The organism is Streptomyces sp. NPDC088732, from assembly GCF_044751205.1.
In the GTDB taxonomy this organism is placed as follows: domain Bacteria; phylum Actinomycetota; class Actinomycetes; order Streptomycetales; family Streptomycetaceae; genus Actinacidiphila.
Map to the genome: position 1 here is coordinate 46,234 of NZ_JBIVLI010000017.1, position 24,160 is coordinate 70,393.

Sequence of the window (24,160 nt, forward strand, 5' to 3'; positions counted from 1 at the left end):
GTCCCGCTGCCTCAGGCCCCCGGGTCGGGGAAGGTCTGCAGCGTCACGAAGACCACCCGGCGCGCCTCGCCGCTGCCTTCGGTGCGGATGCGCACCCGCTGACCGGGCCGCAGCAGCCGCAGGCCCCCGGCGTCGAACGCGGCCGCGTCGAAGGGCAGCGGCGTCCCGTCGTCCAGCAGCACGCTGCCGGCGCGGGTCTCGGGGTCGTAGGTGTACGCGGTCGCCTGCATGAAGGGCAGCCTATCCGGCCGCCCGGCGGCGGGTCCCGGCCCGGCCCGTGCCTGTTCAGCCCGTCGCGGCCACCGGCCCGGTCCGCAGCAGTTCGCGGGTGCGCGGTCCGACGCCCAGGACCAGGGCCGCCCTCAGGTCCTCGCCCGTATCCACGTCCTGGCGCACGGAGTCCACGCCCGGCAGCGTGATCTCACGCGCGCCGGACGCCCGGTGACGGGCCCGGGAGGCGCCGCCGAAGGCCGGGTCCAAGGGCGTTCCGGACGTGGCCGCGAGCAGCGTGGTACCGATTCCGGCCGCGTCGGCCAGAAATGCCCGTCCAGGACGCCGGGTGGCCGCGTCGAGCACCATCTCCAGCTCCGGGGCCCGCAAGGCCGGGAGATCGGCGTTGAGGGCCGCCACGGCGGCTTCCGGACGCAGCCGGCGGACCTGGCCCGCGCCGTACGCCAGCGCGGCGTTGAGCCCCGCGGCCGGGGAGTCCGCGACCACCCGCGCCCCGAGCGCCGTCAGCGCGGCCCCGGCCAGCGGATCGTCCGTGACGACCGTCACGTCCAGCACCGCTGAGCAGGCCAGCACCGCGGCCACCGTGTCCTGGGCGAAGGCCAGTGCCAGCCCGGGCCGCACGGGCCCGGCGGCCGTCGCGAGGCGGCTCTTGGCCACGGCCAAGGGCTTCAGCGGAACGACGAGTGACCATTGCGACGAGTTCACTGCTACCGACACCGAACTATTGTGCTCGGGGTTTCCCGAGGCCACCGCCACCGCCGCTCCACCCTGGCGTTACGGTGGCTTACCGGCGACACTTGTGCGGCCGCACCGGCCGTACGCCGGTGCGCCGTCACACAGCACGGCCGCGATCCGGTGATCCCGGGTCGGCGGCGGAACGAGGAGGAGTTCTGGTGTCCCGCCGCAGGATCGGCTTCTGGTACCGGCTCGCAGCAGTCATCGCGAAACCACCGCTCGTCGTCCTCTTCAAGAGGGACTGGCAGGGAATGGAGCACATTCCGGCCGACGGCGGATTCATCACGGCGGTCAACCACAACTCGTACCTCGACCCGCTGTCGTACGCGCATTTCCAGTACAACACCGGGCGGGTCCCGCGCTTCCTGGCGAAGGCGCCGCTGTTCAAGCCCGCGTTCGTCGGGGCGATCCTGCGCGGCACCGGCCAGATCCCCGTGTACCGGGAGAGCACCGACGCCGCCAACGCCTTCCGCTCCGCGGTGGACGCCATCAACTCCGGCGAGTGCGTCGCCTTCTACCCCGAGGGCACGCTGACCCGCGACCCCGAGATGTGGCCGATGGTGGGCAAGACCGGCGTCGCCCGTGTCGCGCTGATGACCAAGGCGCCCGTCATCCCCGTCGCGCAGTGGGGCGCCAACGAGGCCGTCCCCCCGTACGCCAAGGAGAACAAGGTCCGCCTCTTCCCGCGCAAGACGCTCAGGGTGCTGGCCGGCCCGCCGGTGGACCTGTCCGACTACTACGGGCAGGAGCTCACCGCCGAGGTGCTCAAGGAGGCCACGGACGTCATCATGGCCTCGATCAGCGAGCTGCTCGGAGAACTGCGCGGCGCGACCCCGCCGTCCGAGCGCTTCGACCCGCGCAAGCAGAGGGGAGCCGGCAAGTGACGACGCGCTGCGCGGTCTACGGCACCGGCTCCTGGGGCACCGCCTTCGCGATGGTCCTCGCCGACGCCGGGGCCCGGGTGACCATGTGGGGGCGCAGCCCCGAGGTGGTCCAGGCCGTCAACAGCACCCACGCCAACCCGGGCTACCTCCCCGGGGTCGAACTGCCCGCGGCGATCACCGCGACCACCGACCCCGCCGAGGCCGCGGAGGACGCCGAGTTCGTCGTCCTCGCCGTACCGTCGCAGACGCTGCGCGGCAACCTGGCCGCGTGGGCGCCGCTGCTGCCGTCGGACGCGGTGCTGGTCAGCCTGATGAAGGGCGTCGAACTCGGCACCGCCAAGCGGATGAGCGAGGTCATCGCGGAGGTCGCCGAGGCCGGCCCGGAACGCGTCGCCGTGCTGTCCGGTCCCAACCTGGCCAAGGAGATCGCCGCCCGGCAGCCCGCCGCGTCGGTCGTCGCCTGCCGCGACGAGACCGTGGCCAAGCGGCTCCAGGCCGCCAGCCACACCACGTACTTCCGCCCGTACACCAACACCGACGTGGTCGGCTGCGAACTGGGCGGCGCCGTCAAGAACGTCATCGGTCTCGCCGTCGGCATCGCCGACGGCATGGGGCTGGGGGACAACACCAAGGGTTCGCTGATCACCCGCGGTCTGGCGGAGACCACCCGGCTGGGCATCGCGCTGGGCGCGGACCCGCTGACCTTCTCGGGTCTCGCGGGCCTCGGCGACCTGGTCGCCACCTGCTCCTCCCCGCTGTCCCGCAACCACGTCTTCGGCATCAACCTCGGCAGGGGCATGACGGTGCAGGAGACCATCGCGGTCACCCGGCAGACCGCCGAGGGCGTCAAGTCCTGCGAGTCGGTGCTCGACCTGGCACGCCGGCACGGTGTCGACATGCCCATCACCGAGACCGTGGTCGACATCGTCCACAACGGCAAGCAGCCGGTCGTCGCGGTCAAGGAGCTGATGTCGCGGTCCGCCAAGTCGGAACGCTGACGTCCGGAACGGTAAGGTCAACGCGACATGAGCATTCAGCCTTCTTCACGCAAGCCGCGCGTCGCGGTCGTCTTCGGCGGACGCAGCTCCGAGCACGCGATTTCGGTTCTCACCGCGGGCGCCGTGCTGAGCGCCATCGACCGCGACAAGTACGACGTGCTGCCGATCGGCATCACCGGCGACGGCCGTTGGGCGCTGACCACCGACGACCCCTCCCGGATGGCGATCGCCGACCGCGCGCTGCCCAGCGTCGAGCAGCTCGCCGAGTCCGCCGAGGGCTCGGTGGTCCTGCCGGTCGACCCGGCCAGCCGCGAGGTCGTCTACAGCGAACCCGGCTCGGTGCCCAAGGCGCTCGGCGACGTCGACGTCGTCTTCCCCGTGCTGCACGGCCCGTACGGCGAGGACGGCACCCTCCAGGGACTGCTGGAACTCTCCGGTGTGCCCTACGTCGGCTCCGGTGTGCTGGCCTCGGCGGTCGGCATGGACAAGGAGTACATGAAGCGCGTCTTCAGCTCCTTCGGCCTGCCGGTCGGTCCGTACGTCGTGATCCGGCCGCGCGAGTGGGACGGCGATCCGGCCGCGGCCCGCAAGAAGGTCGTGGACTTCGCCGCCGACCACGGCTGGCCGGTCTTCGTGAAGCCGGCCCGCGCCGGCTCCTCCATGGGCATCAGCAAGGTCGACGACCTCGCGGGCCTGGACGAGGCGATCGAGGAGGCACGCCGCCACGACCCCAAGGTGCTCGTGGAGTCGCTGCTGCGGGGCCGCGAGATCGAATGCGGTGTCCTGGAGTTCGAGGACGGCCCGCGCGCCTCGGTCCCGGCCGAGATCCCGCCGGTCACCGCGCACGAGTTCTACGACTTCGAGGCGAAGTACATCGACTCCGCCGAGGGCCTGGTGCCCGCGCCGCTCACCGGCGAGCAGACCGCCGAGGTCCAGCGCCTCGCCGTGGCCGCGTTCGAGGCCGCCTCGTGCGAGGGCCTGGTCCGCGCGGACTTCTTCCTGCTGGACAGCGGCGAGTTCGTGATCAACGAGATCAACACCATGCCGGGCTTCACGCCGATCTCGATGTACCCGCGCATGTGGCGGGAGAGCGGGGTCGACTACCCGGAACTCGTGGACCGGCTCGTCCAGGCCGCGCTGCGCCGCCCCACCGGGCTGCGCTGACCCCCGCGGTCCGGGGACGTCAGAGCTCGGACGGGATGGACTTCTCGACAGCGTTCCCGAGGTCGGCCAGCGGGTTGACCTCGGGTGCGTACGTCGCCGGCACGCTCACCTCGACGAACGTCGCGCGGTCGGTGGTCGTGAAGCGGTAGCCGTCGCCGGTCCGCTCCATGAGCCAGCTCACTCCGTTGACGTCCACCGCGTCGGCGCCCGGGTTGTACGTCGTGCTGCCCGGCGTCAGTGTCTCGGGCCGGGGCACACCGCAGCGCAGTACCACCGTAGGATCCCCCCAGCCGGCGGTGAGGGTGGAGACGGGCGACAACGTCCGCGCGGAGAGCCCGTCCACCCGGCGCGGCAAGGCGTCGTGGAGGCGGCCGCACAGTGTGGCGGCCTCGGCTGAGGGCGACGGGACGGCGATCCCGCTCGTGGGCGTTCCGTCGGCGGACACGTAGACCGCCGCCGCGGAGAGGCACGCGACGGCGGACACGGAGACAAGTGCGACCCGGCGGCGATACATCACCCGCCGAGCGTACAGGGGGTGATCAGAGGTGCACGACCGGGCAGGTGAGTGTGCGGGTGATGCCTTCCACCTGCTGCACTCTGGCCACCACGAGGCGGCCGAGGTCGTCGACCGTGTCCGCCTGGGCCCGCACGATGACGTCGTACGGCCCGGTGACGTCCTCGGCCTGGATCACCCCGGAAATCTTGGAGATCACCTCCGCTACCGCCGAGGCCTTCCCGACCTCGGTCTGAATCAGAATGTACGCCTGTACCACGGAACCTCCAGGGCGGCTTACGAGGATCATGTGGGAGGGAACGTCACGGTACCGCGTCGCCGCACGCCGCGGGGAGACCCGCGCGGTACCGGACGCCCGAAAGCCGCCACGGAAGCGATGACAGAACAGGATCAGGACCGGCCAGGTGAAGGGGACAGTGGGATGAAGGGCACCGTGGGCGAGCTGGGGGAGTTCGGGCTCATCAGGGAGTTGACCTCGCGGCTCACCTCCAGTCCCGCCGTACGGCTCGGGCCGGGAGACGACGCCGCCGTCGTCACCGCGCCCGACGGGCGCGTCGTGGCCACCACCGACGCGCTCCTGGAGGGGCGGCACTTCCGCCGGGACTGGTCCACCGCGTACGACGTCGGCCGCAAGGCCGCCGCGCAGAACCTCGCCGACATCGCCGCAATGGGCGCCGTGCCGACCGCCGTGCTGCTCGCCCTGGTCGTCCCCGCGGACCTGCCGGTCACCTGGCCGCTGGAGCTGATGGACGGCATCCGCGACGAGTGCCAGGTCGCGGGCGCGGCCGTGGTCGGCGGCGATGTGGTGCGCGGCGACACGATCATGGTGTCCATCACCGCGCTGGGCGACCTGCGCCACCGCGAACCCGTCACCCGCTCCGGCGCCCGGCCCGGCGACATCGTGGCCGTCACGGGCTGGCTCGGCTGGTCCGCGGCCGGACTGGCCGTGCTCGCCCGCGGTTTCCGCTCCCCCCGCGCCTTCGTCGAGGCCCACCGCAGGCCCGAACCGCCGTACCACGCGGGGCCGGCCGCCGCCGAGCTCGGCGCGACCGCGATGACCGACGTGAGCGACGGACTCGTCGCCGACCTCGGGCACATCGCCGCGGCCAGCGGCGTCACCATCGACCTCGCGTCGGCCGACGTCGACGTCCCCGCGCAGATGGCCGACATCGGGCAGGCCGTCGGCGTCGACCCGCTGCACTGGGTGCTCACCGGCGGCGAGGACCACGCCCTGGTCGCCGCCTTCCCACCGGACACCAAGCTCCCCGCCCGCTGGCGGGTGATCGGGCGCGTGGTGAAGGCCACCACCTCGCCGCAGGTCACCGTCGACGGCGCGCCCTGGGACGCGGCGGGCGGCTGGGACCACTTCGGCGACGCGTGAGGGCGACGACTAGATTCGCCGTATGAAGATCCCACCGCGTGTGCTCACCGTCGCCGGCTCCGACTCCGGCGGCGGCGCGGGCATCCAGGCCGACCTCAAGACGATGCTGGCCCTCGGGACGCACGGCATGAGCGTGGTCACGGCCGTCACGGCGCAGAACTCGCTCGGTGTGCAGGGCGCCTGGGAGCTCCCGGTGGACGCGGTGCGCGCCCAGTTCCGCAGCGTCGTCGACGACATCGGCGTGGAGGCGGTCAAGACCGGCATGCTCTCCTCGCCCGCCCTGGTCGAGACCGTCGCCGAACTCCTGGCCCCGCTCGGCGTTCCCGTGGTCGTCGACCCGGTCGGCGTCTCCAAGCACGGCGATCCGCTGCTGGCCGCCGACGCCGTCGACGTCGTCCGCACCGAGCTGCTGCCCCTGGCCACCGTCGCCACCCCGAACCTGGACGAAGTGCGGCAGCTCACCGGCGTCGTGGTGGACGGCGAGCCCGGCATGCGCGAGGCCGCCGCCGCCGTCCTCGCCCTCGGGCCGCGCTGGGCGCTGATCAAGGGCGGCCACCTCGACGGCGACGCCGTCGACCTGCTCACCGACGGCACCCAGGAGCACTGGCTGCGCGCCCCCCGCCATGACAACCGTCACACCCACGGCACCGGATGCACCCTCGCCGCGGCCGTCGCCTCCCACGTCGCCCTGGGCCTGGACGTCCCCGACGCGGTCGGTGCCGCCAAGGAGTACGTCACCGGCGCCATCGCCGCCGGCTTCCCCCTGGGCGCGGGCATCGGCCCCGTCGACCACGCCTGGCGTCAGCGCGGCTGAACCCGGGCAGAGCAGAAAGCCGGTCCACCGCGAGGTGGACCGGCTCTGGGTAGCCGCAAGGCTGCGCTACGACGTCGAATGCGTCAGCGCGCGACCTTGCCGGCCTTGATGCACGAGGTGCAGACGTTGAGGCGCTTCGGCGTCCGCCCGACCACAGCACGCACCGTCTGGATGTTGGGGTTCCAACGACGGCGAGTACGGCGGTGCGAGTGCGAAATGTTGTTGCCGAAGCCCGGCCCCTTGCCGCAGACGTCGCAGTTGGCAGCCACGGGTCACTCCAAAGACTTCAGATGCACTAACGGATAGATCCCACCGGCGTCGGACGTCCGTTCAAAAGGATTTGAAGGAAAACCGGTGGTACCGAGGGACGGCCCGGGACAGCCCCGGGCAACCGGAGCAGCATACTACGTCCGCTCCTGTCCCTCGAAACTACCATGGTCAGCGGGACGGCCCGGTCCCCCGCCGGGTCCCGCGCCTCAGTACGCTGCGTGCGGAACCCTGCCTCATCCCCAGGTCCCTGGCCGCCCCCCGCAGGAGGAACACGTGCCGCCGACGCTCGACGCCCCCGCGGTGCGCGCATGGTGCAGGCTCGCCCTCCAGGCCCTCGGCCGGGCGCGCGAGGAGATCGACGCGATCAACGTCTATCCCGTCGCCGACGGGGACACCGGCACCAACATGTACCTCACCGTCGAATCCGCCGCGCAGGCCGTCGACGCGGTCTTCGACGGGCACGCCGCCTCCGGCACCGAGCCCGACCTGCCCTCGTGCCTGCAGTCCATGGCGCACGGCGCCCTCATCGGGGCCCGCGGCAACTCCGGCACCATCCTCGCCCAACTGCTGCGCGGCATGACCGAGGTACTGGCCTCCGGCTCGGGGGACCTGCGGCCCGCGCTGCGCCGCGCCGCGGAATCCGCGTACCAGGCGGTCGCGCACCCCGTCGAGGGCACCATGCTCACCGTGGCGACCGCCGCGGCCGAAGCCGCCGCCGCGACGGCCGACGCGGCCGCCGACGCCTGGGCGGTGGCCCGGGCCGCGTACGAGGGCGCGCGCCGCGCGCTCGCGGCGACCCCGGCCCAACTGGACGTCCTCGGGAACGCGGGCGTGGTCGACGCCGGCGGCCGCGGACTGGTGGCCGTCCTGGGAGCCCTCGCCGACGCGGTCTCCGGCCAGGCCCCGATGGGCCCGCTCGTCGACGCCCTCCCCAAGGGCCCCGCCCTCCCCTTCGGCTGCGCGCCCGGTGGCGACGCCGGCGACCCGCACGTCGTGCCCGGCGGACCCGGCTTCGAGGTGGTCTACCTCCTGGACGCCCCCGACACCGCCGTCGGCGGCCTGCGCCGCCGGCTCGACGTGCTCGGCGACTCCCTGGTGGTCGTCGGCGGTGACGGCCTGTGGAACGTCCATGTCCACGTCGACGACGTCGGCGCCGCCATCGAGGCCGGGATCGAGGCCGGACGGCCGCACCGCATCAAGGTCACCCACTTCGGCGACCAGGCCCGCGCCCACGAGCGCGGCGGCAGCCGCGGACAGCGCGGCGAACCCGCCCTGCGCGCCGTCGTCGCCGTCGTGCGCGGCGACGGCCTCGCCGCGCTGTGCGCCGAGGCCGGCGCCGTGGTCATCGCCGTCCGGCCCGGGGAACCGCCCGCCAGCGGCGAGATCGCCGAGGCCGTGCGCCGCGCCTACGCCCGCGAGGTCGTGCTCCTCCCCAACGACGTCGAACTGCGCCACGCGGCCGGGGCCGCGGCCGAACAGGCCCGCACGGAGGGGATCCGGGTCGCCCTCATCCCCACGCGGTCCGCGGTCCAGGGCATCGCCGCCCTCGCCGTCCACGAGCCCACCCGGCGGTTCGACGAGGACGTCGTCGCGATGACCTCCGCGGCCGGCGCCACGCGCTACGCCGAACTCGCCGTCGCGGAGACGCAGTCCTGGACCATGGCGGGCGTCTGCCAGGCCGGGGACGTCCTCGGCCTCATCGACGGCGACGTCGCCGTCATCGGCGGCAACCTCGTCGAGACCGGGATCACGGTGCTCGACCGGATGCTGGCGGCGGGCGGGGAGATGGTCACCCTGGTGCTCGGCGCGGGCGCGCCGGCGGATCTGGCGGGGCGGCTGGAGGCGCATGTCCGGGACAGTCACCTTGCGGTGGACACGGTGGTGTATGCCGGGGGGCAGGAGCGGTGCCCGCTCCTGATCGGCGTCGAGTAGCTTTTTCCCCCGCCCTCCCGCCCGTGTGCTCCATGAAGTCAGGGCGCCCCGACGCGCGTTGTGCGGGGGCCGGGTCCGGGGCCTCCGGGGCTGCCATTCTGGACAGCACATTTAGGTGCCTCAGGCGCTTTCCGCTGCGCACTCCGGGTCATGCACCCAAATATGCTCCAGTGTCCAGAACGCCACCCCTACGACCCCGCCCCCTCCGTCTCGTCCGGCGCCTGATCCCCGGTGGGTGGTCTGAAGCGGCACCGTGCTCGGGCACCCGTAGACGCCGCGCCAACGGCATGCTCCGCCGTCACCGCCAACAGACACCCCACCGGCCGTCAGTCGCCCCAACCGGCCCGGGAGGGGGTGTGGCGGGGTGCGCCCGGAAGCGACGAGCGGTGACGGCGTGGTCGATGCCGAACGATGTGGGGGTAACCCGCGAGCGCTGAGGACGTACCCCGGCGCGGCGCCGACCCCACGGCACACGGGCGGGGCCCGTACTTATCGTGCCGGGCACTCGGGTGGGAGGGCGGGGGAAAAACCCAGGCACAGCGAAGCGCAGGCGCGCTGACGGCGCCGCGATGTCGGACGCGTGCGCAAAGATGGACGCGATGTCTGCTCCCTTTGACGAACCGCTCACCAAATCCGTCGGCGGCCGCACCGCGAAGGTCTTCGCCGACCACCTCGACCTGCACACCGTCGGCGACCTGCTGCACCACTACCCGCGCCGCTACGCCGAGCGCGGTGAGCTGACGCGCCTGTCGGACCTGCCCCTCGACGAGCACGTGACGGTCGTCGCGCGCGTGGCGAAGGCGACGAAGAAGACCTACGGCCCGGGCAAGGCCCGCCTGGAGGTGGTCGTCACCGACGGCGGCGGCTCGCTGACGCTGGTGTTCTTCGGCAGGGGGGTGTTCAAGCCGGAGCAGGACCTCCTCCCGGGCCGGCGCGGCATGTTCGCGGGCAAGGTGTCGGTGTTCAACCGGGCGCTGCAGTTGGCGCACCCGGAGTACCAGTTGCTGGACGCCGAGGAGGGCAAGGAGGCCGTGGACGCCTTCGCGGGCCGGCTGATGCCGATCTATCCGGCGTGCAAGCAGGTCAACTCGTGGACGATCGCGAAGACCGTGGACACGGTGCTGACCTCGCTGGGGGCGACGCGGTGGGCCGGGGCGGGGGAGCCGCTGCCCGCGGCGTTGCGCGAGTCGCGCGGGCTCGTGGCGCTGCCGGAGGCGCTGGAGAAGATCCACCGGCCGCGGACGAAGGCGGACATCGCCGTCGCCAAGGACCGCCTGAAGTGGGACGAGGCGTTCGTGCTGCAGGTGGCGCTCGCCCGGCGCCGGGCCGCGGAGTCGGCGCTGCCGGCCGTGCCGCGGGTGCCGGCGGCGGACGGGCTGCTGAAGGCGTTCGACGCGCGGCTGCCGTTCACGCTCACCGAGGGCCAGGAGGCCGTGTCGGCGGAGATCTTCGCGGATCTGGCGACGGACCACCCGATGCACCGCCTGCTGCAGGGCGAGGTCGGCTCCGGCAAGACGATGGTGGCGCTGCGCGCGATGCTCGGGGTCGTGGACGCGGGCGGTCAGGCCGCGATGCTGGCGCCGACGGAGGTGCTGGCCCAGCAGCACCACCGGTCGATCACGGAGATGATGGGCGACCTCGCCGAGGCCGGTCTGCTGGGCGGTTCCGAGGTCGGCACGAAGGTGGTGCTGCTGACGGGCTCCATGGGGGCCGCCGCGCGCCGTCAGGCGCTGCTGGACCTGGTGACGGGCGAGGCCGGCGTCGTCGTGGGCACGCACGCGCTGATCGAGGACAAGGTGCAGTTCCACGACCTCGGCCTGGTCGTGGTCGACGAGCAGCACCGCTTCGGGGTCGAGCAGCGCGACGCGCTGCGGGGCAAGGCGAAGCAGCCGCCGCATCTGCTGGTGATGACGGCGACACCGATCCCGCGCACGGTCGCGATGACGGTCTTCGGCGACCTGGAGACCTCCGTGCTGGACCAGTTGCCGGCCGGCCGTTCGCCGATCGCGACGCATGTCGTGCCGGCCAAGGACAAGCCGCACTTCCTGTCGCGCGCCTGGGACCGGGTCCGCGAGGAGGTCGAGAACGGGCACCAGGGGTACGTGGTGTGCCCGCGCATCGGCGACGAGGAGCCCGATCCGAAGAAGAAGTCCGCGGAGGACGAGGCGGAGCGGCGGCCGCCGCTGGCGGTGCTGGAGATCGCCGAGCAGCTGGTGAAGGGGCCGCTGGCGGGCCTGCGGGTCGAGGTCCTGCACGGCAGGATGCACCCGGACGCCAAGGACGACGTGATGCGCCGCTTCGCCGCGGGGGAGGTCGACGTCCTCGTCGCGACCACGGTGATCGAGGTCGGCGTCAACGTTCCCAACGCGACCGCCATGGTGATCATGGACGCCGACCGGTTCGGCGTCTCGCAGCTGCACCAGTTGCGCGGCCGGGTCGGCCGGGGCTCGGCGCCGGGGCTGTGCCTGCTGGTGAGCGAGATGCCGGAGGCGAGCCCCGCCCGGGCCCGGCTGGACGCCGTGGCCGGGACGCTGGACGGGTTCGAGCTGTCCCGGATCGACCTGGAGCAGCGCCGGGAGGGCGACGTGCTCGGGCAGGCGCAGTCCGGGACCCGGTCCTCGCTGCGGATGCTCACCGTCATCGACGACGAGGACGTGATCGAGGCCGCCCGCGAGGAGGCCGTCGCGCTGGTCGCAGAGGACCCGGAACTGGCCGGGCAGCCCGATCTGCGCAGTGCCCTGGAGAGCCTGGTCGACGCGGACCGTGAGCAGTACCTCGACAAGGGCTGACGGCCCGTCAGTGTCAGACCCCCCTGGGAGAATGGACACAGTCCGCGCCGATCCGCTCGGGAATCGGCGTAGTTGGACCTTTGGGGGCTGATTTCATGTCGTTCCGTCATCTCAACGAACTGCCGCTCGGTGAGAAGGTCTTCCGGATCGAGCTCTCCAGCGACGACGACAGCACCGTGACCTTGTCCCTGGCCGGCTGGTCCGAGGACGACCCGGACACCCTCCTCGCCTCCGGCACGCTCGCCCTGCCGCTCGCCGACGTCCCGTCCCTGCGCATCGCCCTCAACCGCGCGCTGCGCGCGCTCGCCCTCGTGGCCGACGTGTCCGAGCCCATCCCGGACCGCGACGTGCTGCGGGAGCTGTTCCCGGGGCACGGCGCGCCCTGGGTGCCGCAGCACGAGGAGGAGCTGGTCCGCCGGTTCCACGACGGCGATTCCGTCGCCCGGATAGCCGCCCGTTTCGGCCGCACCCCCGACTCCCTGCGGACGAAGCTGCGCGAACTCGGCCACGACCCGCGCCGCCCCGAGTACTGCCCGCCCGACGGCTGCCTGTCCTGGTCGCGCTACGCCTCGCCCGCGCTGGTGGGTTCGCCCGCGCCGGAGGCCGGGGGCGAGCAGGGCCAGGACTGACCTACGTATCGTGGGGGAGCGGTGCCGCAGGGTGCCGCTCCGCCCGCCCACGAGACGAATGAGCCGCAGATGACCCGCGTGATCGCAGGAGCCGCCGGTGGCCGCCGCCTGGCCGTACCGCCGGGCACCGGCACCCGCCCCACCTCGGACCGGGCCAAGGAGGGGCTGTTCTCCACCTGGGAGTCGCTGCGCGGCACCCTGGCGGGCGCGCGGGTGATCGACCTGTACGGCGGCTCGGGCGCCGTCGGCCTGGAGGCGCTGTCCCGCGGGGCCGAGCACGTCCTGCTCGTCGAGGCCGACCCGCGGGCCGCCCGCGTCATCCGGGACAACGTGCGCACCCTCGGCATGCCCGGGGCCGAGGTCCGGGCCGGCAAGGCGGAGAAGGTGATCGCCGGACCGGCCCCGCGGGAACCGTACGACGTGGTCTTCCTGGACCCGCCGTACGCCGTCACCGACGACGAGCTGCGAGAGATCCTGCTCACACTCCGTACGCAGGGGTGGCTCGCCGGCGACGCGGTCGCCACCGTGGAACGGAGCACCCGAGGCGGGGAATTCCGCTGGCCCCAGGGCTTCGAAGGGCTGCGGGCCCGCCGCTACGGCGAAGGGACCCTTTGGTACGGTCGCGCCGCCGACGTCACTGACGCGTCATGAACCAACCGCAGAGCCCTCAGAGCGAGGAGTCACCGTTGCGCCGCGCAGTCTGTCCGGGGTCCTTCGACCCCGTCACCAATGGACACCTCGACATCATCGCCCGTGCCTCCCGCCTCTATGACGAGGTCTACGTGGCCGTGATGATCAACAAGTCCAAGAAGGGGCTGTTCTCGATCGAGGAGCGCATCGCCCTCATCGAGGAGGTCGCCGCCGACTACGGAAACGTCCGCGTCGAGGCTTTCCACGGCCTGCTCGTCGACTTCTGCAAGCAGCGCGACATCCCCGCCATCGTCAAGGGGCTGCGCGCGGTCAGCGATTTCGACTACGAGCTGCAGATGGCCCAGATGAACAACGGGCTGTCCGGAGTGGAGACGCTCTTCGTCCCCACCAACCCCACCTACAGCTTCCTGTCCTCCAGTCTCGTCAAGGAGGTGGCGCAATGGGGCGGTGACGTCGCCCACTTGCTGCCCCCCGTCGTGCTGGAGGCCCTCAAGAAGAAGCTCGCGCAGCAGTAGAGTCTGTGACGTGGACGTCCAGATGAAGCTCGATGAGATCGTGGCCGCCGTCGAGGCCGCCCGGTCCATGCCGATGTCGGCCTCCTGCGTGGTCAACCGTGCCGAGCTGCTCGCCATGCTCGAAGACGTGCGGGCCGCGCTGCCGGACTCGCTCTCCCAGGCCCAGCAGCTGCTGGGCGGCCGGGAGCAGATGGTCGAGGAGGCCCGCGCCGAGGCCGGCCGGATCCTCGAGGCCGCGCACGCCGAACGCGGTTCGCTGATCTCCGACACCGAGATCGCCCGGCGGTCCCAGCAGGAGGCCGAGCGCATCGTCGGCGAGGCGCAGCGCGAGGCCACCGAGATCCGGGCCGAGGCCGACGACTACGTGGACAGCAAGCTGGCCAACTTCGAGGTCGTCCTCACCAAGACCATCGGCTCGGTCGACCGCGGCCGCGAGAAGCTGCTCGGCCACGGCCACGGCCCCGCGCTGGACGAGAACGGCTACCCGTACGAGGACGACGACGCGCCCGAGCGCAGCGCCGACCCCGAGACGCTGCGCCGCAGCGCCGACGAGTACGTGGACGCCAAGCTGGGTGCCTTCGAGGCGGTGCTGAGCAAGACCCTGGAGGCCGTCGGCCGCGGCCGCCTGAAGCTCACCGGGCACCGCCCGATCGACGAACTGGGCGCCCACCTGGCCCACGACGCCGGCGACGCCGAGGCCCACGACCCCGGCCAGTCGGACGCCGACTACCTGGCAGGCCTGGCCGCCCCCGCGGCTCCCGGCGACTACCGGTACGACGTGAACGCGGCCCAGCAGCCGGCCTACGGCTACCAGCAGCAGCCGGACCCGTACCAGCAGCAGCCGCAGCCCGACCCGTACCAGCAGCAGCACGCCCAGTACGCCGACCCGTACGCGGCCCAGCCGCAGCAGCAGGCGTACTACGACCCGAACTACGGCTGGCAGCAGCCGCAGGGGGGCTACGAGCAGCAGCAGCAGTACATCCCGCAGCAGCAGCACCACCAGCCCCAGGGCGCGGCGCTGGACGAGACCAGCTTCTTCGACACCAGCATGATCGACCTGAACCGGCTGCGGGAGCTGGAGCAGGAGCGCGGTTTGGGCTGAGCCCGGGGGACGGGTATCCTGATCCCTCAGCCGTGTGATCCCCGGCGTTTTGGCGTGCCCACCGTCTTCCCGGACGAACGGGCACCGAACCGATGAAAGCAGGAGTTCTGAACACCCGCCTCGACCACCGCAACCCGCTCGTGTTCGACACGCACGAGCTGGGCCGTCGTCCTGGTGCGATGAAGAAGATCTCCCGCACGGTTCCGGCGCCCAAGGATCTCGGCATCGAGGTCATCGGCGTCCGCGAGGGCGCGGAGATCACGCTGGACCTCCGCCTGGAGTCGGTGATGGAAGGGGTGCTCGTCACGGGCACCGCCCACGCGCCGCTCTCGGGGGAGTGCGTAAGGTGTCTGGAACCGGTCGAGCGCGAGCTCGACACGGAATTCCAGGAGCTGTACTCCTACCCCGACGCCGACACCCGGACCGGTGGGCACCACGGTGCCGCCGACGCCGGTGACGACGCGGAGGAGGAGGACACTCACCTCCTCGAGGGCGACCTGTTCGACCTCGAGCCCGTGCTGCGGGACGCGGTGGTTCTCGAACTGCCGCTGCAGCCGGTGTGCCAGGACGACTGTCCCGGCCTGTGCTCCGAGTGCGGGGCACGGCTGGCGGACGACCCGGACCACCGTCACGAGGCCGCCGACATCCGTTGGGCGGCCCTGCAGAACATTCAGCTGAGCGGTGCCGACGAGGGCGCCGACGAGAACCAGGAGAAGTAGCCGTGGCTGTTCCGAAGCGGAAGATGTCGCGCAGCAACACGCGCCACCGCCGTTCGCAGTGGAAGGCTGCGCCCGTGAGCCTGGTGGCGTGCGAGCGCTGCCACGAGCCGAAGCAGCAGCACATCGCGTGCCCGAGCTGCGGCACCTACAACCGTCGTCAGGTCCTCGAGGTCTGATCGGCGGGTGAGGGGCCTCATGTCGGACGGAACAACGTCGACAGACGCCGGTAAGGCAGCCTCGTCCCCCGCGGTTCTGGAAGGGCGGCTCGGGTACACACTCGAACCCGCCCTTCTGGTACGTGCGCTGACCCACCGCTCGTACGCGTACGAGAACGGCGGTCTGCCCACCAACGAGCGGCTGGAGTTCCTCGGGGACTCCGTGCTCGGCCTGGTGGTCACCGACACCCTCTACCGCGGCCACCCGGATCTCCCGGAGGGCACGCTCGCCAAGTTGCGGGCCGCGGTGGTCAACTCGCGCGCGCTCGCCGATGTGGGCCGCGGCCTGGACCTGGGCAGCTTCATCCGCCTGGGCCGGGGCGAGGAGGGCACGGGCGGCAGGGACAAGGCATCGATTCTGGCGGACACGCTGGAGGCGGTGATCGGGGCGGTCTACCTGGACCAGGGCCTGGACGCCGCGTCCGAGCTGGTCCACCGGCTCTTCGATCCACTGATCGAGAAGTCGTCCAACCTCGGTGCGGGCCTGGACTGGAAGACCAGTCTCCAGGAACTGACCGCGGGCGAGGGTCTGGGCGTCCCGGAGTACGTGGTCACCGAGACCGGACCCGACCACGAGAAGACCTTCACGGCTGCCGCCCGCGTCGGTGGTGTCGCGTACGGCACCGGCACCGGCCGCAGCAAGAAGGAAGCCGAGCAGCAGGCCGCCGAGGCCGCGTGGCGTGCGATCCGCGCCAAGCGGGACGGCGACACGGCTGCCGTGAGCTGAACACCGTCGGGTCCTCCCGGCCGGCCCCAGGCCGTCCGGGAGGACCCTTCCGGTTTTTTCCGGACGCCCCGGTTCGCCGGACCCGCCGAGAGGAGTGCACGCCGTGCCCGAGCTGCCCGAGGTCGAGGTGGTGCGGCGCGGTCTGGAGCGCTGGGTCAGCGGCCGCACCGTCGCCGACGCGGAGGTCCTGCACCCGCGCGCCGTCCGCCGCCACCTCGCCGGGGCCGAGGACTTCGCGGACCGGCTGAAGGGCGTGACGTTCGGCCCGGCGCGGCGCCGCGGCAAGTACCTCTGGCTGCCGCTGGAGGACTCCCCGCTCACCCTCCTCGGCCACCTCGGCATGAGCGGCCAGCTGCTCGTCCAGCCGCAGGACGCGCCGGCCGAGACGCACCTGCGCATCCGGGTGGGCTTCGACGACGCCCTCGGCACCGAGCTGCGCTTCGTCGACCAGCGCACCTTCGGCGGCCTGTCGCTGCACGAAGCGGTCCCCGGCGACCCGGAAGGACTGCCCGGGCCCCTGTCGCACATCGCCCGCGACCCACTCGACCCCGCCTTCGACGACGCCGCCTTCCACACGGCGCTGCGCCGCCGCCGCACCACGATCAAGCGCGCGCTACTGGACCAGTCCCTGATCAGCGGCGTCGGCAACATCTACGCCGACGAATCGCTCTGGCGCACGAAGCTGCACTACGAGCGCCCCACCGCCACCCTCACCCGGCCGCTGACCGACGAACTGCTCACCCACATCCGCGAGGTGATGAGCGACGCCCTGGCGGCGGGCGGCACGAGTTTCGACAGCCTCTACGTCAACGTCAACGGGGAGTCCGGCTACTTCGACCGCTCCCTGGACGCGTACGGCCGCGAGGACGAGCCCTGCCGCCGCTGCGGCACACCGATCCGCCGCCGTCCGTGGATGAACCGTTCGAGCTACTTCTGCCCCCGCTGCCAGCGCCCCCCGCGCCCCGCGGCTACCCGCCCGTAGCCGCCCCGCGCCGCGGGCACCCGCGGGTGGCGGTCACCCGTCATCGCCGGGCTTTCCTGGGACTCGAGCCGCCCCGGGGCGACGGTTCTCGGCGTCGGCTCCGGTGTCGTCTGGCGGCAGGGCCCAGCCGAGCCCTTCCTGGTCCAGGGTGGCCACGATCCGCTGACGCCCGGCCGGGCCTGCCGTCTTCCAGGTGGACCGGATCTCGATGACAGCGCGCTGTGTCAGGAACGCGGCCGCGGCCGGTCGTCATCCGGACGCTTGCCGCATGTGCCGACGGTTACGAGTGAGCACGCACACGCCTGGCCGCCGTCGATCGCACGTCCGGCTGCAAGCCTGCGACCGGCACCGGCCCGGGCCGTCCCGCCAGTGGCTTTCTCAGGAGGTCGGTACCGGTGCCGGAGTGGCTCACAGTCAGGTGGTGGGCGCGGAGGTGAGCATCCGGTGGCTGAAAGCCGCGCGACGCCACCGACAGCGACCCCTCAGCCGCCGCTCTTGCGTCGGAACGACCGCTGGCTCGCAGCCGGGCCGTGCGCGCCGCGGGCCTTCGACGCGTCGGTGTTCGCAGCGAGGGCCGTTGCTTCCGCCTGCATGCCGCGCTTGCGCGCCAGGGCCTCCCGAAACTTGGCCTTCAGGTCGTACTGGCCGTCCTCGTCAGGGGCCAGGGCAGGGCGCTCGGGCTCAGCCGGCTCCGAACCTTCTTGCGATGGAGACGCGTCAGCCATGGTGACCTCCTGGACTCGGGCAGTGGGAAGCACAGCTTGTCATGCGGGGCACCGCGCGCGGTGCCCGCGGCAGGCGTCGATAGTTGCCGGTGGCACAGGCTGTCACGCGTGCCCGTCCGCCGGGGGCCGTGGGCCGGAGTGCCGGCCCGGATCCGTGCGTCGGGTGCCGGTGCCCGAGTGGGCGCGAGGACGGGAATGCACGCGCTGCGGCACTTCGACGCGTCCGTGCTCCTGGACGCGGGGGAGAGCGGCAAGGCCGTCAGCGAGTACCTCGGTCATTCCGGCCCCGGCTTCACGCTCCACGAGCGACACACGCACGCGGGCCGCCGTGGATCGCGTATGCGGCTACATGCCCACGACTGACGACGGCCCGGAGACGGCCCGAGCCGTCTGAGGCCTATCTGACCTGCGGCCGCCTCAGTAGCCGAAGTCCTGGGTCCACCAGGGGCCGCCGTCGCCGAAGACCGCGCCGACGCCGAGGGTCTTGAAGTCGCAGTTGAGGATGTTGGCGCGGTGGCCTTCGCTGTTCATCCAGGCGGTCATGACCTCCTCCGCCGTGGCCTGGCCGCGGGCTATGTTCTCGCCGCCGAGGTCCTTCACGCCGGCCTGCGCGGCGCGGTCCCAGGGGTCGTCGCCGTCGGGGTCGGTGTGGTCGAAGAAGGCGCGGGCGGCCATGTCGGCGCTGAAGTCCGAGGCGAGGGCGTCCAGCTGCTGGTCGTCGGTGACCGGCTGGCAGCCCGCGGTCGCGCGCTCCTGGTTCACCAGGGCGAGGACGGCGGCCTCGGCGGCGCTCTCGGAGCCGCTCTCCACGGGCGGGGCGGTGGCCACCGGCGGCGTGGTCGGCACGAGCGACGCGGGCGCCGAGGTCTGCGGGGCCGCGGGGGCGGAGGTCTGCGGAGCCGCCGGGGTGGCGGGCCTGGAGGGCGTCGGCGGCGCGGGCGTCGCGCTGGTCGCCGGCGCGGAGGGCGGCGTCGATCTCGGCGGCGTCGCCCGAGCGTCGCCGCGGCTGGCCGGCTGGGAGGGGCGGTCCGCGGGGACGGTGCCCAGGTCCTGCGGGCTGCTGGAGTTCGGCAGCCCGGCGGCCTGGATCTGGCCCGGCCCGTTGTCGTGGTACGAGATGCCGCCCGAGCCGTCGGGCGACGGCAGGAGGCCGCTGGAGACGCCGATCGCTCCCACCGCCAGTGCCGCGGAAGAGGCCAGCAGGCCGGTGCGCACGGGGTTGCTCTTGCGTCGCCGGGCGTTGCTGCGGTGGCCGCGGGGGCGCGGCGCCTCTGCGACTGGCGCCGGCTCAAAGGCATTACGGCTGTGGCGGCCCATCCGGTGCAGTCCTTCACATCGACGAACGTGTTCACCCGTTCGGGTGAGCCCTGTTGCGGCGTGACTGTACCGAAACATTGGCGGGGCAGGTGTGAACCCTGAGCAACTGGCGGGTTAGCGTGCTGCCGTGAACGAGACCGTCCGCCTCACCGCATGGGTCCGCGGCCGTGTTCACCAGGTGGGTTTCCGCTGGTGGACGCGGGCCAGCGCGCTGGAGATCGGCAACCTCGCCGGCTATGTGAGCAATCTCTCTGACGGCAGGGTCCAGGTCGTGGCCGAGGGTGACCGTAAGCTGTGCGACCGACTTCTGCACTCGCTCCGCGAGGGCGACACGCCCGGACGCGTCGACGGCGTCACCGAGATCTGGGGAGAGCCGCGCGGCGGCTACGAGGGCTTCGCGATCCGCTGAGAGCCCGGGTTCGCACCCCGCCCGTTCCGCAGGCGTCCTCGCAGGTGGGAACGAACATCGAAGATCAATAGAAGATCAATGGCAATCGCACTTGGCAAGAGCGCCAAGGAGGTTGCCATTTCGCGCACCGCGTGGAAGGCTGCCGACATCGGGGATTCGGTGATCTTCCGGAAGTATTGTCCGGGCCCTTTCCTCCACCCCACGCGGGACGCCTCCGGTGCCGGTACGCACCGTGAATTCCCAGGCGCACCCGACGGCCGGGCTGTGATCGTGTTGACCGTCAAACTATTTGGTGAGACGCTGGAAGCCCCGCGCACCGCGGCTGTATGCATGGCGAAGGGCAGTCTCGGCGCACACAGCGCGGGTGTCTCCTGACCCCTCACTCACGACCCACACCGCACAACGGTCGGTCACTCAGCGTGGAGGACCATCCATCATGGCAAAGGCGCTTCTCGGTTACGTCGGCGGTCCCGACCCGCGGCTTCTCTCCGAGATGCGAAGGCTGCAGCAGCGCGTCCAGGACCTGGAAACCGAACTCGTACGGATTCAGGCCGAGAACGATGCGCTTGCCAACGCTTCGCGCGAGCTCGTCGACGTACCTCACCCGGAGCCTGTTCTCGCTTGATCCGGCCTTTCGGCCGATCAGTGGAAACGACCCCGTTTGGGAATGTGCAAGGGACGCCCCGGCGTCCCTTCGTCGTTTTGCCTTCCCCCTCACCCTCCCATGATCTCCGCCCTCACGTTCCATGTGCCCCCGGCATTCCTCGGTGAAACCGGGACCGGCAGGTAGAGTCCCACGGCGTGCACCTCAAGAGCCTGACCCTGCGCGGGTTCAAGTCATTCGCCTCGGCGACGACCCTGCGGTTCGAACCCGGAATCACGTGTGTCGTCGGACCGAACGGTTCCGGCAAGTCCAATGTCGTGGACGCGCTGTCCTGGGTCATGGGCGAGCAGGGCGCGAAGTCACTGCGCGGCGGCAAGATGGAGGACGTGATCTTCGCCGGCACGACCGGCCGCCCGCCGCTCGGCCGTGCCGAGGTGTCGCTGACCATCGACAACAGCGACGGCGCCCTGCCGATCGACTACGCCGAGGTCACCATCACGCGGATCATGTTCCGCAACGGCGGCAGTGAATACCAGATCAACGGCGACACGTGCCGGCTGCTCGACATCCAGGAACTCCTCTCGGACTCCGGTATCGGCCGCGAAATGCACGTGATCGTCGGCCAGGGGCAGCTGGATTCCGTGCTGCACGCCGATCCGATGGGCCGCCGCGCCTTCATCGAGGAGGCCGCCGGAGTTCTGAAGCACCGTAAGCGCAAGGAAAAGGCGCTGCGCAAACTCGACTCGATGCAGGCCAACCTCGCCCGAGTGCAGGACCTCACCGGTGAGCTGCGCCGCCAGCTGAAGCCGCTGGGGCGGCAGGCGCAGGTGGCCCGGCGGGCGGCGGTCATCCAGGCCGACCTGCGCGACGCCCGGCTGCGCCTGCTGGCCGACGACCTCGTCACCCTGCGGGAGGCGCTGCGCACCGAGGTCGCCGACGAGGCCGCCCTCAAGGAGCGTCGCGACACTGTCGAGTCGGACTTGGCCGCCGCGATCCAGCGCGAGAGCCGGCTGGAGGAGCAGGTGCGGGCGCTGGCCCCGCGGCTGGCCGATGCCCAGGCCACCTGGTACGGGCTGTCGCAGCTGGCCGAGCGGGTCCGCGGCACCATCGGCCTGGCCGAGCAGCGCGTGCGCCACGCCACGGCGCAGCAGCCGGAGGAGCGGCGCGGCCGCGACCCGGAGGACATGGAGCGTGAGGCCGCCCGGATCCGCGAGCAGGAGGCCGAGCTCAGCGAGGCGTTGGAGGCCGCGCAGCGCGCCTTGGACGACACGGTCCACCACCGCTCCGAACTCGAACGCCGGCTCGCCGAGGAGGACAAGGCCCTCAAGGCCGCCGCCCGGGCGATCGCCGACCGCCGTGAGGGGCTGGCCCGGCTCCAGGGCCAGGTCAACGCCGCCCGCTCCAAGGCCGGCTCCGCCGAGGCCGAGATCGGCCGGCTGGCGGCCGCGCGCGACGAGGCCCGCGAGCGCGCGGAGTCCGCGCAGGAGGAGTACGAGGAACTGCGCGCCCGGGTCGAGGACCTGGACGCGGACGACACCGAGCTGGACGAACGCCTGGACGCCGCGAAGGCCGAGCAGGCCGCCGCGGACGAGGCCCACTCCGCCGCCCGTGAGGCCGCGACCGCCGCGGAACGGCAACGGGCCGCCCTGGCGGCCCGTCACGACGCCCTGGCCATGGGGCTGCGCCGCAAGGACGGCACCGGCGCGCTGCTCGCTGCGGGCGACCGGTTGACCGGTCTGCTCGGACCGGCGGCCGAACTGCTCACCGTGGCCCCCGGGCACGAGGTCGCGGTGGCCGCCGCGCTGGGCGCCGCCGCCGACGCCGTCGCGGTCTCCGGGCCTTCGGCCGCGGCGGAGGCGCTGCGCCTGCTGCGCAAGGACGACGCCGGACGGGCGGCGCTGCTGGTGGCGGGCGACACCGCGCTCCCCGGGGGCGCCGCCCTTCCCCCGGGCTGCCGTTCGGCGGCCTCGCTGGTCGCGGGGCCCGACGGGCTGCTGCCCGCGGTGCGCCGGCTGCTGCGGGACGTCGTTGTCGTGGACACCCTCTCCGACGCCGAGACGCTGGTGTCCGGCCATCCCGCGCTGACCGCCGTCACCGCGGAAGGCGATGTGCTGGGCGCCCACTTCGCGCACGGCGGTTCGGCCGGCGCGCCCAGTCTGCTGGAGGTCCAGGCCGCCGTGGACGAGGCGGCGGCGGAGCTGGAGTCGCTCGCCGTGCGCTGCGCGGAGCTCGCCGAGGCGCAGGGGCTCGCCAAGGAGCGCCGGGCCGCGGCCGCCCGTCAGGTCGACGAGCTCACGCAGCGGCGCCGGGCGGCCGAGAAGGAGAAGTCGGCCGTCGCCCAGCAGTTGGGCCGGCTGGCCGGCCAGGCCCGGGCCGCGGGCGGTGAGGCGGAACGTTCGGCCGCGGCGGTGGGACGTGCCGAGGAGTCGATGGCCGCGGCCATAGAGGAGTTCGAGGAGCTGTCGTTCCGTCTCAGCGAGGCGGAGGCCGCGCCCGCGGAGGAGGAGCCCGACACCTCCGTCCGTGACCGGCTCGCCGCCGACGGCGCCAATGCGCGGCAGACGGAGATGGAGGCGCGGCTCCAGGTGCGGACGCACGAGGAGCGCGTCAAGGGTCTCGCCGGCCGTGCCGACGGCCTGGACCGGGCCGCCCGCGCCGAGCGGGAGGCGCGGGCCCGCGCGGAGCGGCGCAAGGCGCGTCTGGCGTACGAGGCGCAGGTCGCGTCCGCCGTGCTCAAGGGTGCGCACGGCCTGCTCGCGTACGTACAGGTGTCGCTCTCCCGCGCCGAGGCTGAGCGCGCGGCGGCCGAGCGGGCCAAGGCGGAGCGCGAGGCGGAGCTGGACACCGAGCGCCGCCAGGGGCGGGAGCTGAAGTCCGAACTGGACCGGCTGACCGATTCCGTGCACAAGGGCGAGGTGCTGGGCGCCGAGAAGCGGATGCGCATCGAGCAGATGGAGGCCAAGGCGCTGGAGGAGCACGGCGTCGAACCGGCCGGGCTCATCGCCGAGTACGGCCCCGACCAGCTCGTGCCGCCGTCACCGCCCGCCGAGGGCGAGGAGCTGCCGGAGGACCCCGAGCACCCCCGCAACAAGCCCCGCGCCTACCACCGGGGCGAGCAGGAGAAGCGCCTGAAGGCGGCGGAGCGCGCGTACCAGCAACTGGGCAAGGTCAACCCGCTGGCGCTGGAGGAGTTCGCGGCGCTGGAGGAGCGGCACAAGTTCCTGTCCGAGCAGTTGGAGGACCTCCGCAAGACGCGCGCCGACCTGCTCCAGGTCGTCAAGGAGGTCGACGAGCGGGTCGAGCAGGTCTTCACCTCCGCGTACCACGACACGGCGCGCGAGTTCGAGGGCGTCTTCTCGCGGCTCTTCCCCGGCGGTGACGGCCGGCTGATCCTCACCGATCCGGAGAACATGCTGACCACGGGTGTGGACGTGGAGGCGCGGCCGCCGGGCAAGAAGGTCAAGCGGCTGTCGCTGCTGTCCGGCGGCGAGCGCTCGCTGACCGCCGTCGCGCTCCTTGTGTCGATCTTCAAGGCGCGCCCCAGCCCGTTCTACGTGATGGACGAGGTCGAGGCGGCCCTGGACGACACCAACCTGCAGCGGCTGATCCGCATCATGCGCGAGCTCCAGGAGAGCTCGCAGCTGATCGTGATCACGCACCAGAAGCGCACCATGGAGGTGGCGGACGCGCTGTACGGCGTCTCCATGCAGGGCGACGGCGTCTCGAAGGTGATCAGCCAGCGGCTGAACGGGTGAGCCGATCAGGCGGCCGTTTGGGTTCAAGATGCGAACAATCGAAGGGTGAGCGGGTGGGTCTCCCTTCCCTTCTGGGGTCAAAGTATGCATTTTGACTT

The 24,160-nt window shown here is 72.3% G+C and carries 26 protein-coding genes and 1 pseudogene; 20 read left to right on the plus strand and 7 right to left on the minus strand.

Going from position 1 to position 24,160, the window contains the following annotated elements; translation table 11 throughout:
- Positions 1–11: 11 nt before the first annotated feature.
- Together ACIP9H_RS27200 and cofC are read right to left on the minus strand one after the other, a co-directional pair.
- Positions 12–230: a hypothetical protein gene (locus tag ACIP9H_RS27200; protein WP_360911115.1), complete on the minus strand. Its 219-nt coding sequence runs from the start codon at positions 228–230 to the stop codon at positions 12–14.
- A gap of 55 nt (positions 231–285) precedes the next feature.
- Positions 286–948, minus strand: coding sequence for a 2-phospho-L-lactate guanylyltransferase (cofC, locus tag ACIP9H_RS27205; protein WP_401961281.1), 663 nt, complete (start codon positions 946–948; stop codon positions 286–288).
- Positions 949–1,124: 176 nt separating this feature from the next.
- On the opposite strand from cofC, the gene ACIP9H_RS27210 reads away from it, so the two are divergent.
- From ACIP9H_RS27210 to ACIP9H_RS27220, 3 genes are read left to right on the plus strand one after another with little or no spacing between them, the layout of a single operon-like run.
- A complete protein-coding gene (locus ACIP9H_RS27210; RefSeq protein ID WP_401591448.1) occupies positions 1,125–1,850 on the plus strand; it encodes a lysophospholipid acyltransferase family protein in 726 nt (241 codons plus the stop codon).
- Positions 1,847–2,848, plus strand: coding sequence for an NAD(P)H-dependent glycerol-3-phosphate dehydrogenase (locus ACIP9H_RS27215; protein ID WP_401961283.1), 1,002 nt, complete (start codon positions 1,847–1,849; stop codon positions 2,846–2,848). Before ACIP9H_RS27210 ends, ACIP9H_RS27215 begins: the two co-directional genes overlap by 4 nt.
- Before the next feature lie 27 nt (positions 2,849–2,875).
- Positions 2,876–4,012 (plus strand): D-alanine--D-alanine ligase family protein, encoded by a 1,137-nt coding sequence (locus ACIP9H_RS27220; RefSeq protein WP_401591444.1) that lies wholly within the window; start codon positions 2,876–2,878, stop codon positions 4,010–4,012.
- A 19-nt stretch (positions 4,013–4,031) separates the two neighbouring features.
- Here the strand turns inward: ACIP9H_RS27220 and ACIP9H_RS27225 are convergent, their stop codons facing one another.
- Together ACIP9H_RS27225 and ACIP9H_RS27230 are read right to left on the minus strand one after the other, a co-directional pair.
- Complete coding sequence (locus ACIP9H_RS27225; protein WP_401591442.1) at positions 4,032–4,496, minus strand: DUF3515 domain-containing protein; 465 nt, start codon at positions 4,494–4,496, stop codon at positions 4,032–4,034.
- A gap of 55 nt (positions 4,497–4,551) precedes the next feature.
- Entirely contained in the window at positions 4,552–4,785 is a 234-nt protein-coding gene (locus tag ACIP9H_RS27230) for an Lrp/AsnC ligand binding domain-containing protein (RefSeq protein WP_360911127.1), read from the minus strand.
- Between the two features lie 162 nt (positions 4,786–4,947).
- On the opposite strand from ACIP9H_RS27230, the gene ACIP9H_RS27235 reads away from it, so the two are divergent.
- Entirely contained in the window at positions 4,948–5,907 is a 960-nt protein-coding gene (locus ACIP9H_RS27235; RefSeq protein ID WP_401591440.1) for a thiamine-phosphate kinase, read from the plus strand.
- 22 nt (positions 5,908–5,929) lie between these two features.
- A complete protein-coding gene (gene thiD, locus ACIP9H_RS27240) occupies positions 5,930–6,721 on the plus strand; it encodes a bifunctional hydroxymethylpyrimidine kinase/phosphomethylpyrimidine kinase (protein WP_401961285.1) in 792 nt (263 codons plus the stop codon).
- A gap of 83 nt (positions 6,722–6,804) precedes the next feature.
- On the opposite strand, the gene rpmB is transcribed toward thiD, so the two are convergent.
- Positions 6,805–6,990, minus strand: a complete 186-nt coding sequence (gene rpmB / locus ACIP9H_RS27245) for a 50S ribosomal protein L28 (RefSeq protein ID WP_014628431.1) — start codon at positions 6,988–6,990, stop codon at positions 6,805–6,807.
- Positions 6,991–7,264: 274 nt separating this feature from the next.
- Here rpmB and ACIP9H_RS27250 point away from each other — a divergent pair, with 274 nt between their 5' ends.
- From ACIP9H_RS27250 to mutM, 10 genes are all read left to right on the plus strand, one after another.
- The gene (locus ACIP9H_RS27250; RefSeq protein ID WP_401591436.1) at positions 7,265–8,923 is read left to right on the plus strand and encodes a DAK2 domain-containing protein; all 1,659 of its coding nucleotides are present in this window, start codon (positions 7,265–7,267) and stop codon (positions 8,921–8,923) included.
- A gap of 590 nt (positions 8,924–9,513) precedes the next feature.
- A complete protein-coding gene (gene recG / locus ACIP9H_RS27255) occupies positions 9,514–11,712 on the plus strand; it encodes an ATP-dependent DNA helicase RecG (protein ID WP_401591434.1) in 2,199 nt (732 codons plus the stop codon).
- A gap of 95 nt (positions 11,713–11,807) precedes the next feature.
- Positions 11,808–12,341, plus strand: coding sequence for a hypothetical protein (locus ACIP9H_RS27260; RefSeq protein ID WP_360911137.1), 534 nt, complete (start codon positions 11,808–11,810; stop codon positions 12,339–12,341).
- A gap of 69 nt (positions 12,342–12,410) precedes the next feature.
- Positions 12,411–12,992 (plus strand): 16S rRNA (guanine(966)-N(2))-methyltransferase RsmD, encoded by a 582-nt coding sequence (gene rsmD / locus ACIP9H_RS27265; protein ID WP_401591432.1) that lies wholly within the window; start codon positions 12,411–12,413, stop codon positions 12,990–12,992.
- 35 nt (positions 12,993–13,027) lie between these two features.
- Positions 13,028–13,507, plus strand: coding sequence for a pantetheine-phosphate adenylyltransferase (gene coaD, locus ACIP9H_RS27270; RefSeq protein WP_360911140.1), 480 nt, complete (start codon positions 13,028–13,030; stop codon positions 13,505–13,507).
- Between the two features lie 10 nt (positions 13,508–13,517).
- Positions 13,518–14,609 (plus strand): cell division initiation protein, encoded by a 1,092-nt coding sequence (locus tag ACIP9H_RS27275; protein WP_401591430.1) that lies wholly within the window; start codon positions 13,518–13,520, stop codon positions 14,607–14,609.
- Positions 14,610–14,701: 92 nt separating this feature from the next.
- Positions 14,702–15,328 (plus strand): YceD family protein, encoded by a 627-nt coding sequence (locus ACIP9H_RS27280; protein ID WP_401591428.1) that lies wholly within the window; start codon positions 14,702–14,704, stop codon positions 15,326–15,328.
- Positions 15,329–15,330: 2 nt separating this feature from the next.
- Positions 15,331–15,504 carry a 50S ribosomal protein L32 gene (gene rpmF / locus ACIP9H_RS27285; protein WP_026251550.1) on the plus strand — a complete coding sequence of 58 codons (174 nt, stop codon included), beginning with the start codon at positions 15,331–15,333 and terminating at the stop codon, positions 15,502–15,504.
- A gap of 19 nt (positions 15,505–15,523) precedes the next feature.
- The gene (gene rnc / locus ACIP9H_RS27290) at positions 15,524–16,270 is read left to right on the plus strand and encodes a ribonuclease III (protein ID WP_401961291.1); all 747 of its coding nucleotides are present in this window, start codon (positions 15,524–15,526) and stop codon (positions 16,268–16,270) included.
- Between the two features lie 103 nt (positions 16,271–16,373).
- A complete protein-coding gene (mutM, locus tag ACIP9H_RS27295; protein WP_401961294.1) occupies positions 16,374–17,252 on the plus strand; it encodes a bifunctional DNA-formamidopyrimidine glycosylase/DNA-(apurinic or apyrimidinic site) lyase in 879 nt (292 codons plus the stop codon).
- A 482-nt stretch (positions 17,253–17,734) separates the two neighbouring features.
- On the opposite strand, the gene ACIP9H_RS27300 is transcribed toward mutM, so the two are convergent.
- Positions 17,735–17,977 carry a DUF5302 domain-containing protein gene (locus tag ACIP9H_RS27300; RefSeq protein WP_401591422.1) on the minus strand — a complete coding sequence of 81 codons (243 nt, stop codon included), beginning with the start codon at positions 17,975–17,977 and terminating at the stop codon, positions 17,735–17,737.
- Positions 17,978–18,169: 192 nt separating this feature from the next.
- Between ACIP9H_RS27300 and ACIP9H_RS27305 the strand changes: the two are divergent.
- Positions 18,170–18,371, plus strand: a pseudogene (locus ACIP9H_RS27305) (site-specific integrase); the annotation flags it as partial.
- Positions 18,372–18,394: 23 nt separating this feature from the next.
- On the opposite strand, the gene ACIP9H_RS27310 reads toward ACIP9H_RS27305, so the two are convergent.
- Positions 18,395–19,294: a CAP domain-containing protein gene (locus ACIP9H_RS27310; protein WP_401591420.1), complete on the minus strand. Its 900-nt coding sequence runs from the start codon at positions 19,292–19,294 to the stop codon at positions 18,395–18,397.
- A 127-nt stretch (positions 19,295–19,421) separates the two neighbouring features.
- On the opposite strand from ACIP9H_RS27310, the gene ACIP9H_RS27315 reads away from it, so the two are divergent.
- From ACIP9H_RS27315 to smc, 4 genes are all read left to right on the plus strand, one after another.
- Positions 19,422–19,703: an acylphosphatase gene (locus ACIP9H_RS27315; protein WP_401591418.1), complete on the plus strand. Its 282-nt coding sequence runs from the start codon at positions 19,422–19,424 to the stop codon at positions 19,701–19,703.
- 78 nt (positions 19,704–19,781) lie between these two features.
- The gene (locus ACIP9H_RS27320) at positions 19,782–20,078 is read left to right on the plus strand and encodes a hypothetical protein (RefSeq protein WP_401591416.1); all 297 of its coding nucleotides are present in this window, start codon (positions 19,782–19,784) and stop codon (positions 20,076–20,078) included.
- A 61-nt stretch (positions 20,079–20,139) separates the two neighbouring features.
- Positions 20,140–20,328 (plus strand): hypothetical protein, encoded by a 189-nt coding sequence (locus ACIP9H_RS27325; protein WP_319659739.1) that lies wholly within the window; start codon positions 20,140–20,142, stop codon positions 20,326–20,328.
- A gap of 176 nt (positions 20,329–20,504) precedes the next feature.
- Positions 20,505–24,062 carry a chromosome segregation protein SMC gene (smc, locus tag ACIP9H_RS27330; RefSeq protein ID WP_401591414.1) on the plus strand — a complete coding sequence of 1,186 codons (3,558 nt, stop codon included), beginning with the start codon at positions 20,505–20,507 and terminating at the stop codon, positions 24,060–24,062.
- Positions 24,063–24,160: the final 98 nt, after the last annotated feature.

What these genes read in the sequence shown, in the direction of transcription:
- ACIP9H_RS27200 (WP_360911115.1), bottom strand. Translation starts at nt 230, where the DNA reads ATGCAGGCGACCGCGTACACCTACGACCCCGAGACCCGCGCCGGCAGC.
- ACIP9H_RS27220 (WP_401591444.1), top strand. Translation starts at nt 2,876, where the DNA reads ATGAGCATTCAGCCTTCTTCACGCAAGCCGCGCGTCGCGGTCGTCTTC.
- ACIP9H_RS27235 (WP_401591440.1), top strand. Translation starts at nt 4,948, where the DNA reads ATGAAGGGCACCGTGGGCGAGCTGGGGGAGTTCGGGCTCATCAGGGAG.
- thiD (WP_401961285.1), top strand. Translation starts at nt 5,930, where the DNA reads ATGAAGATCCCACCGCGTGTGCTCACCGTCGCCGGCTCCGACTCCGGC.
- recG (WP_401591434.1), top strand. Translation starts at nt 9,514, where the DNA reads ATGGACGCGATGTCTGCTCCCTTTGACGAACCGCTCACCAAATCCGTC.
- ACIP9H_RS27260 (WP_360911137.1), top strand. Translation starts at nt 11,808, where the DNA reads ATGTCGTTCCGTCATCTCAACGAACTGCCGCTCGGTGAGAAGGTCTTC.
- rsmD (WP_401591432.1), top strand. Translation starts at nt 12,411, where the DNA reads ATGACCCGCGTGATCGCAGGAGCCGCCGGTGGCCGCCGCCTGGCCGTA.
- ACIP9H_RS27280 (WP_401591428.1), top strand. Translation starts at nt 14,702, where the DNA reads ATGAAAGCAGGAGTTCTGAACACCCGCCTCGACCACCGCAACCCGCTC.
- rnc (WP_401961291.1), top strand. Translation starts at nt 15,524, where the DNA reads ATGTCGGACGGAACAACGTCGACAGACGCCGGTAAGGCAGCCTCGTCC.
- ACIP9H_RS27300 (WP_401591422.1), bottom strand. Translation starts at nt 17,977, where the DNA reads ATGGCTGACGCGTCTCCATCGCAAGAAGGTTCGGAGCCGGCTGAGCCC.
- ACIP9H_RS27310 (WP_401591420.1), bottom strand. Translation starts at nt 19,294, where the DNA reads ATGGGCCGCCACAGCCGTAATGCCTTTGAGCCGGCGCCAGTCGCAGAG.
- ACIP9H_RS27320 (WP_401591416.1), top strand. Translation starts at nt 19,782, where the DNA reads ATGGCAATCGCACTTGGCAAGAGCGCCAAGGAGGTTGCCATTTCGCGC.
- ACIP9H_RS27325 (WP_319659739.1), top strand. Translation starts at nt 20,140, where the DNA reads ATGGCAAAGGCGCTTCTCGGTTACGTCGGCGGTCCCGACCCGCGGCTT.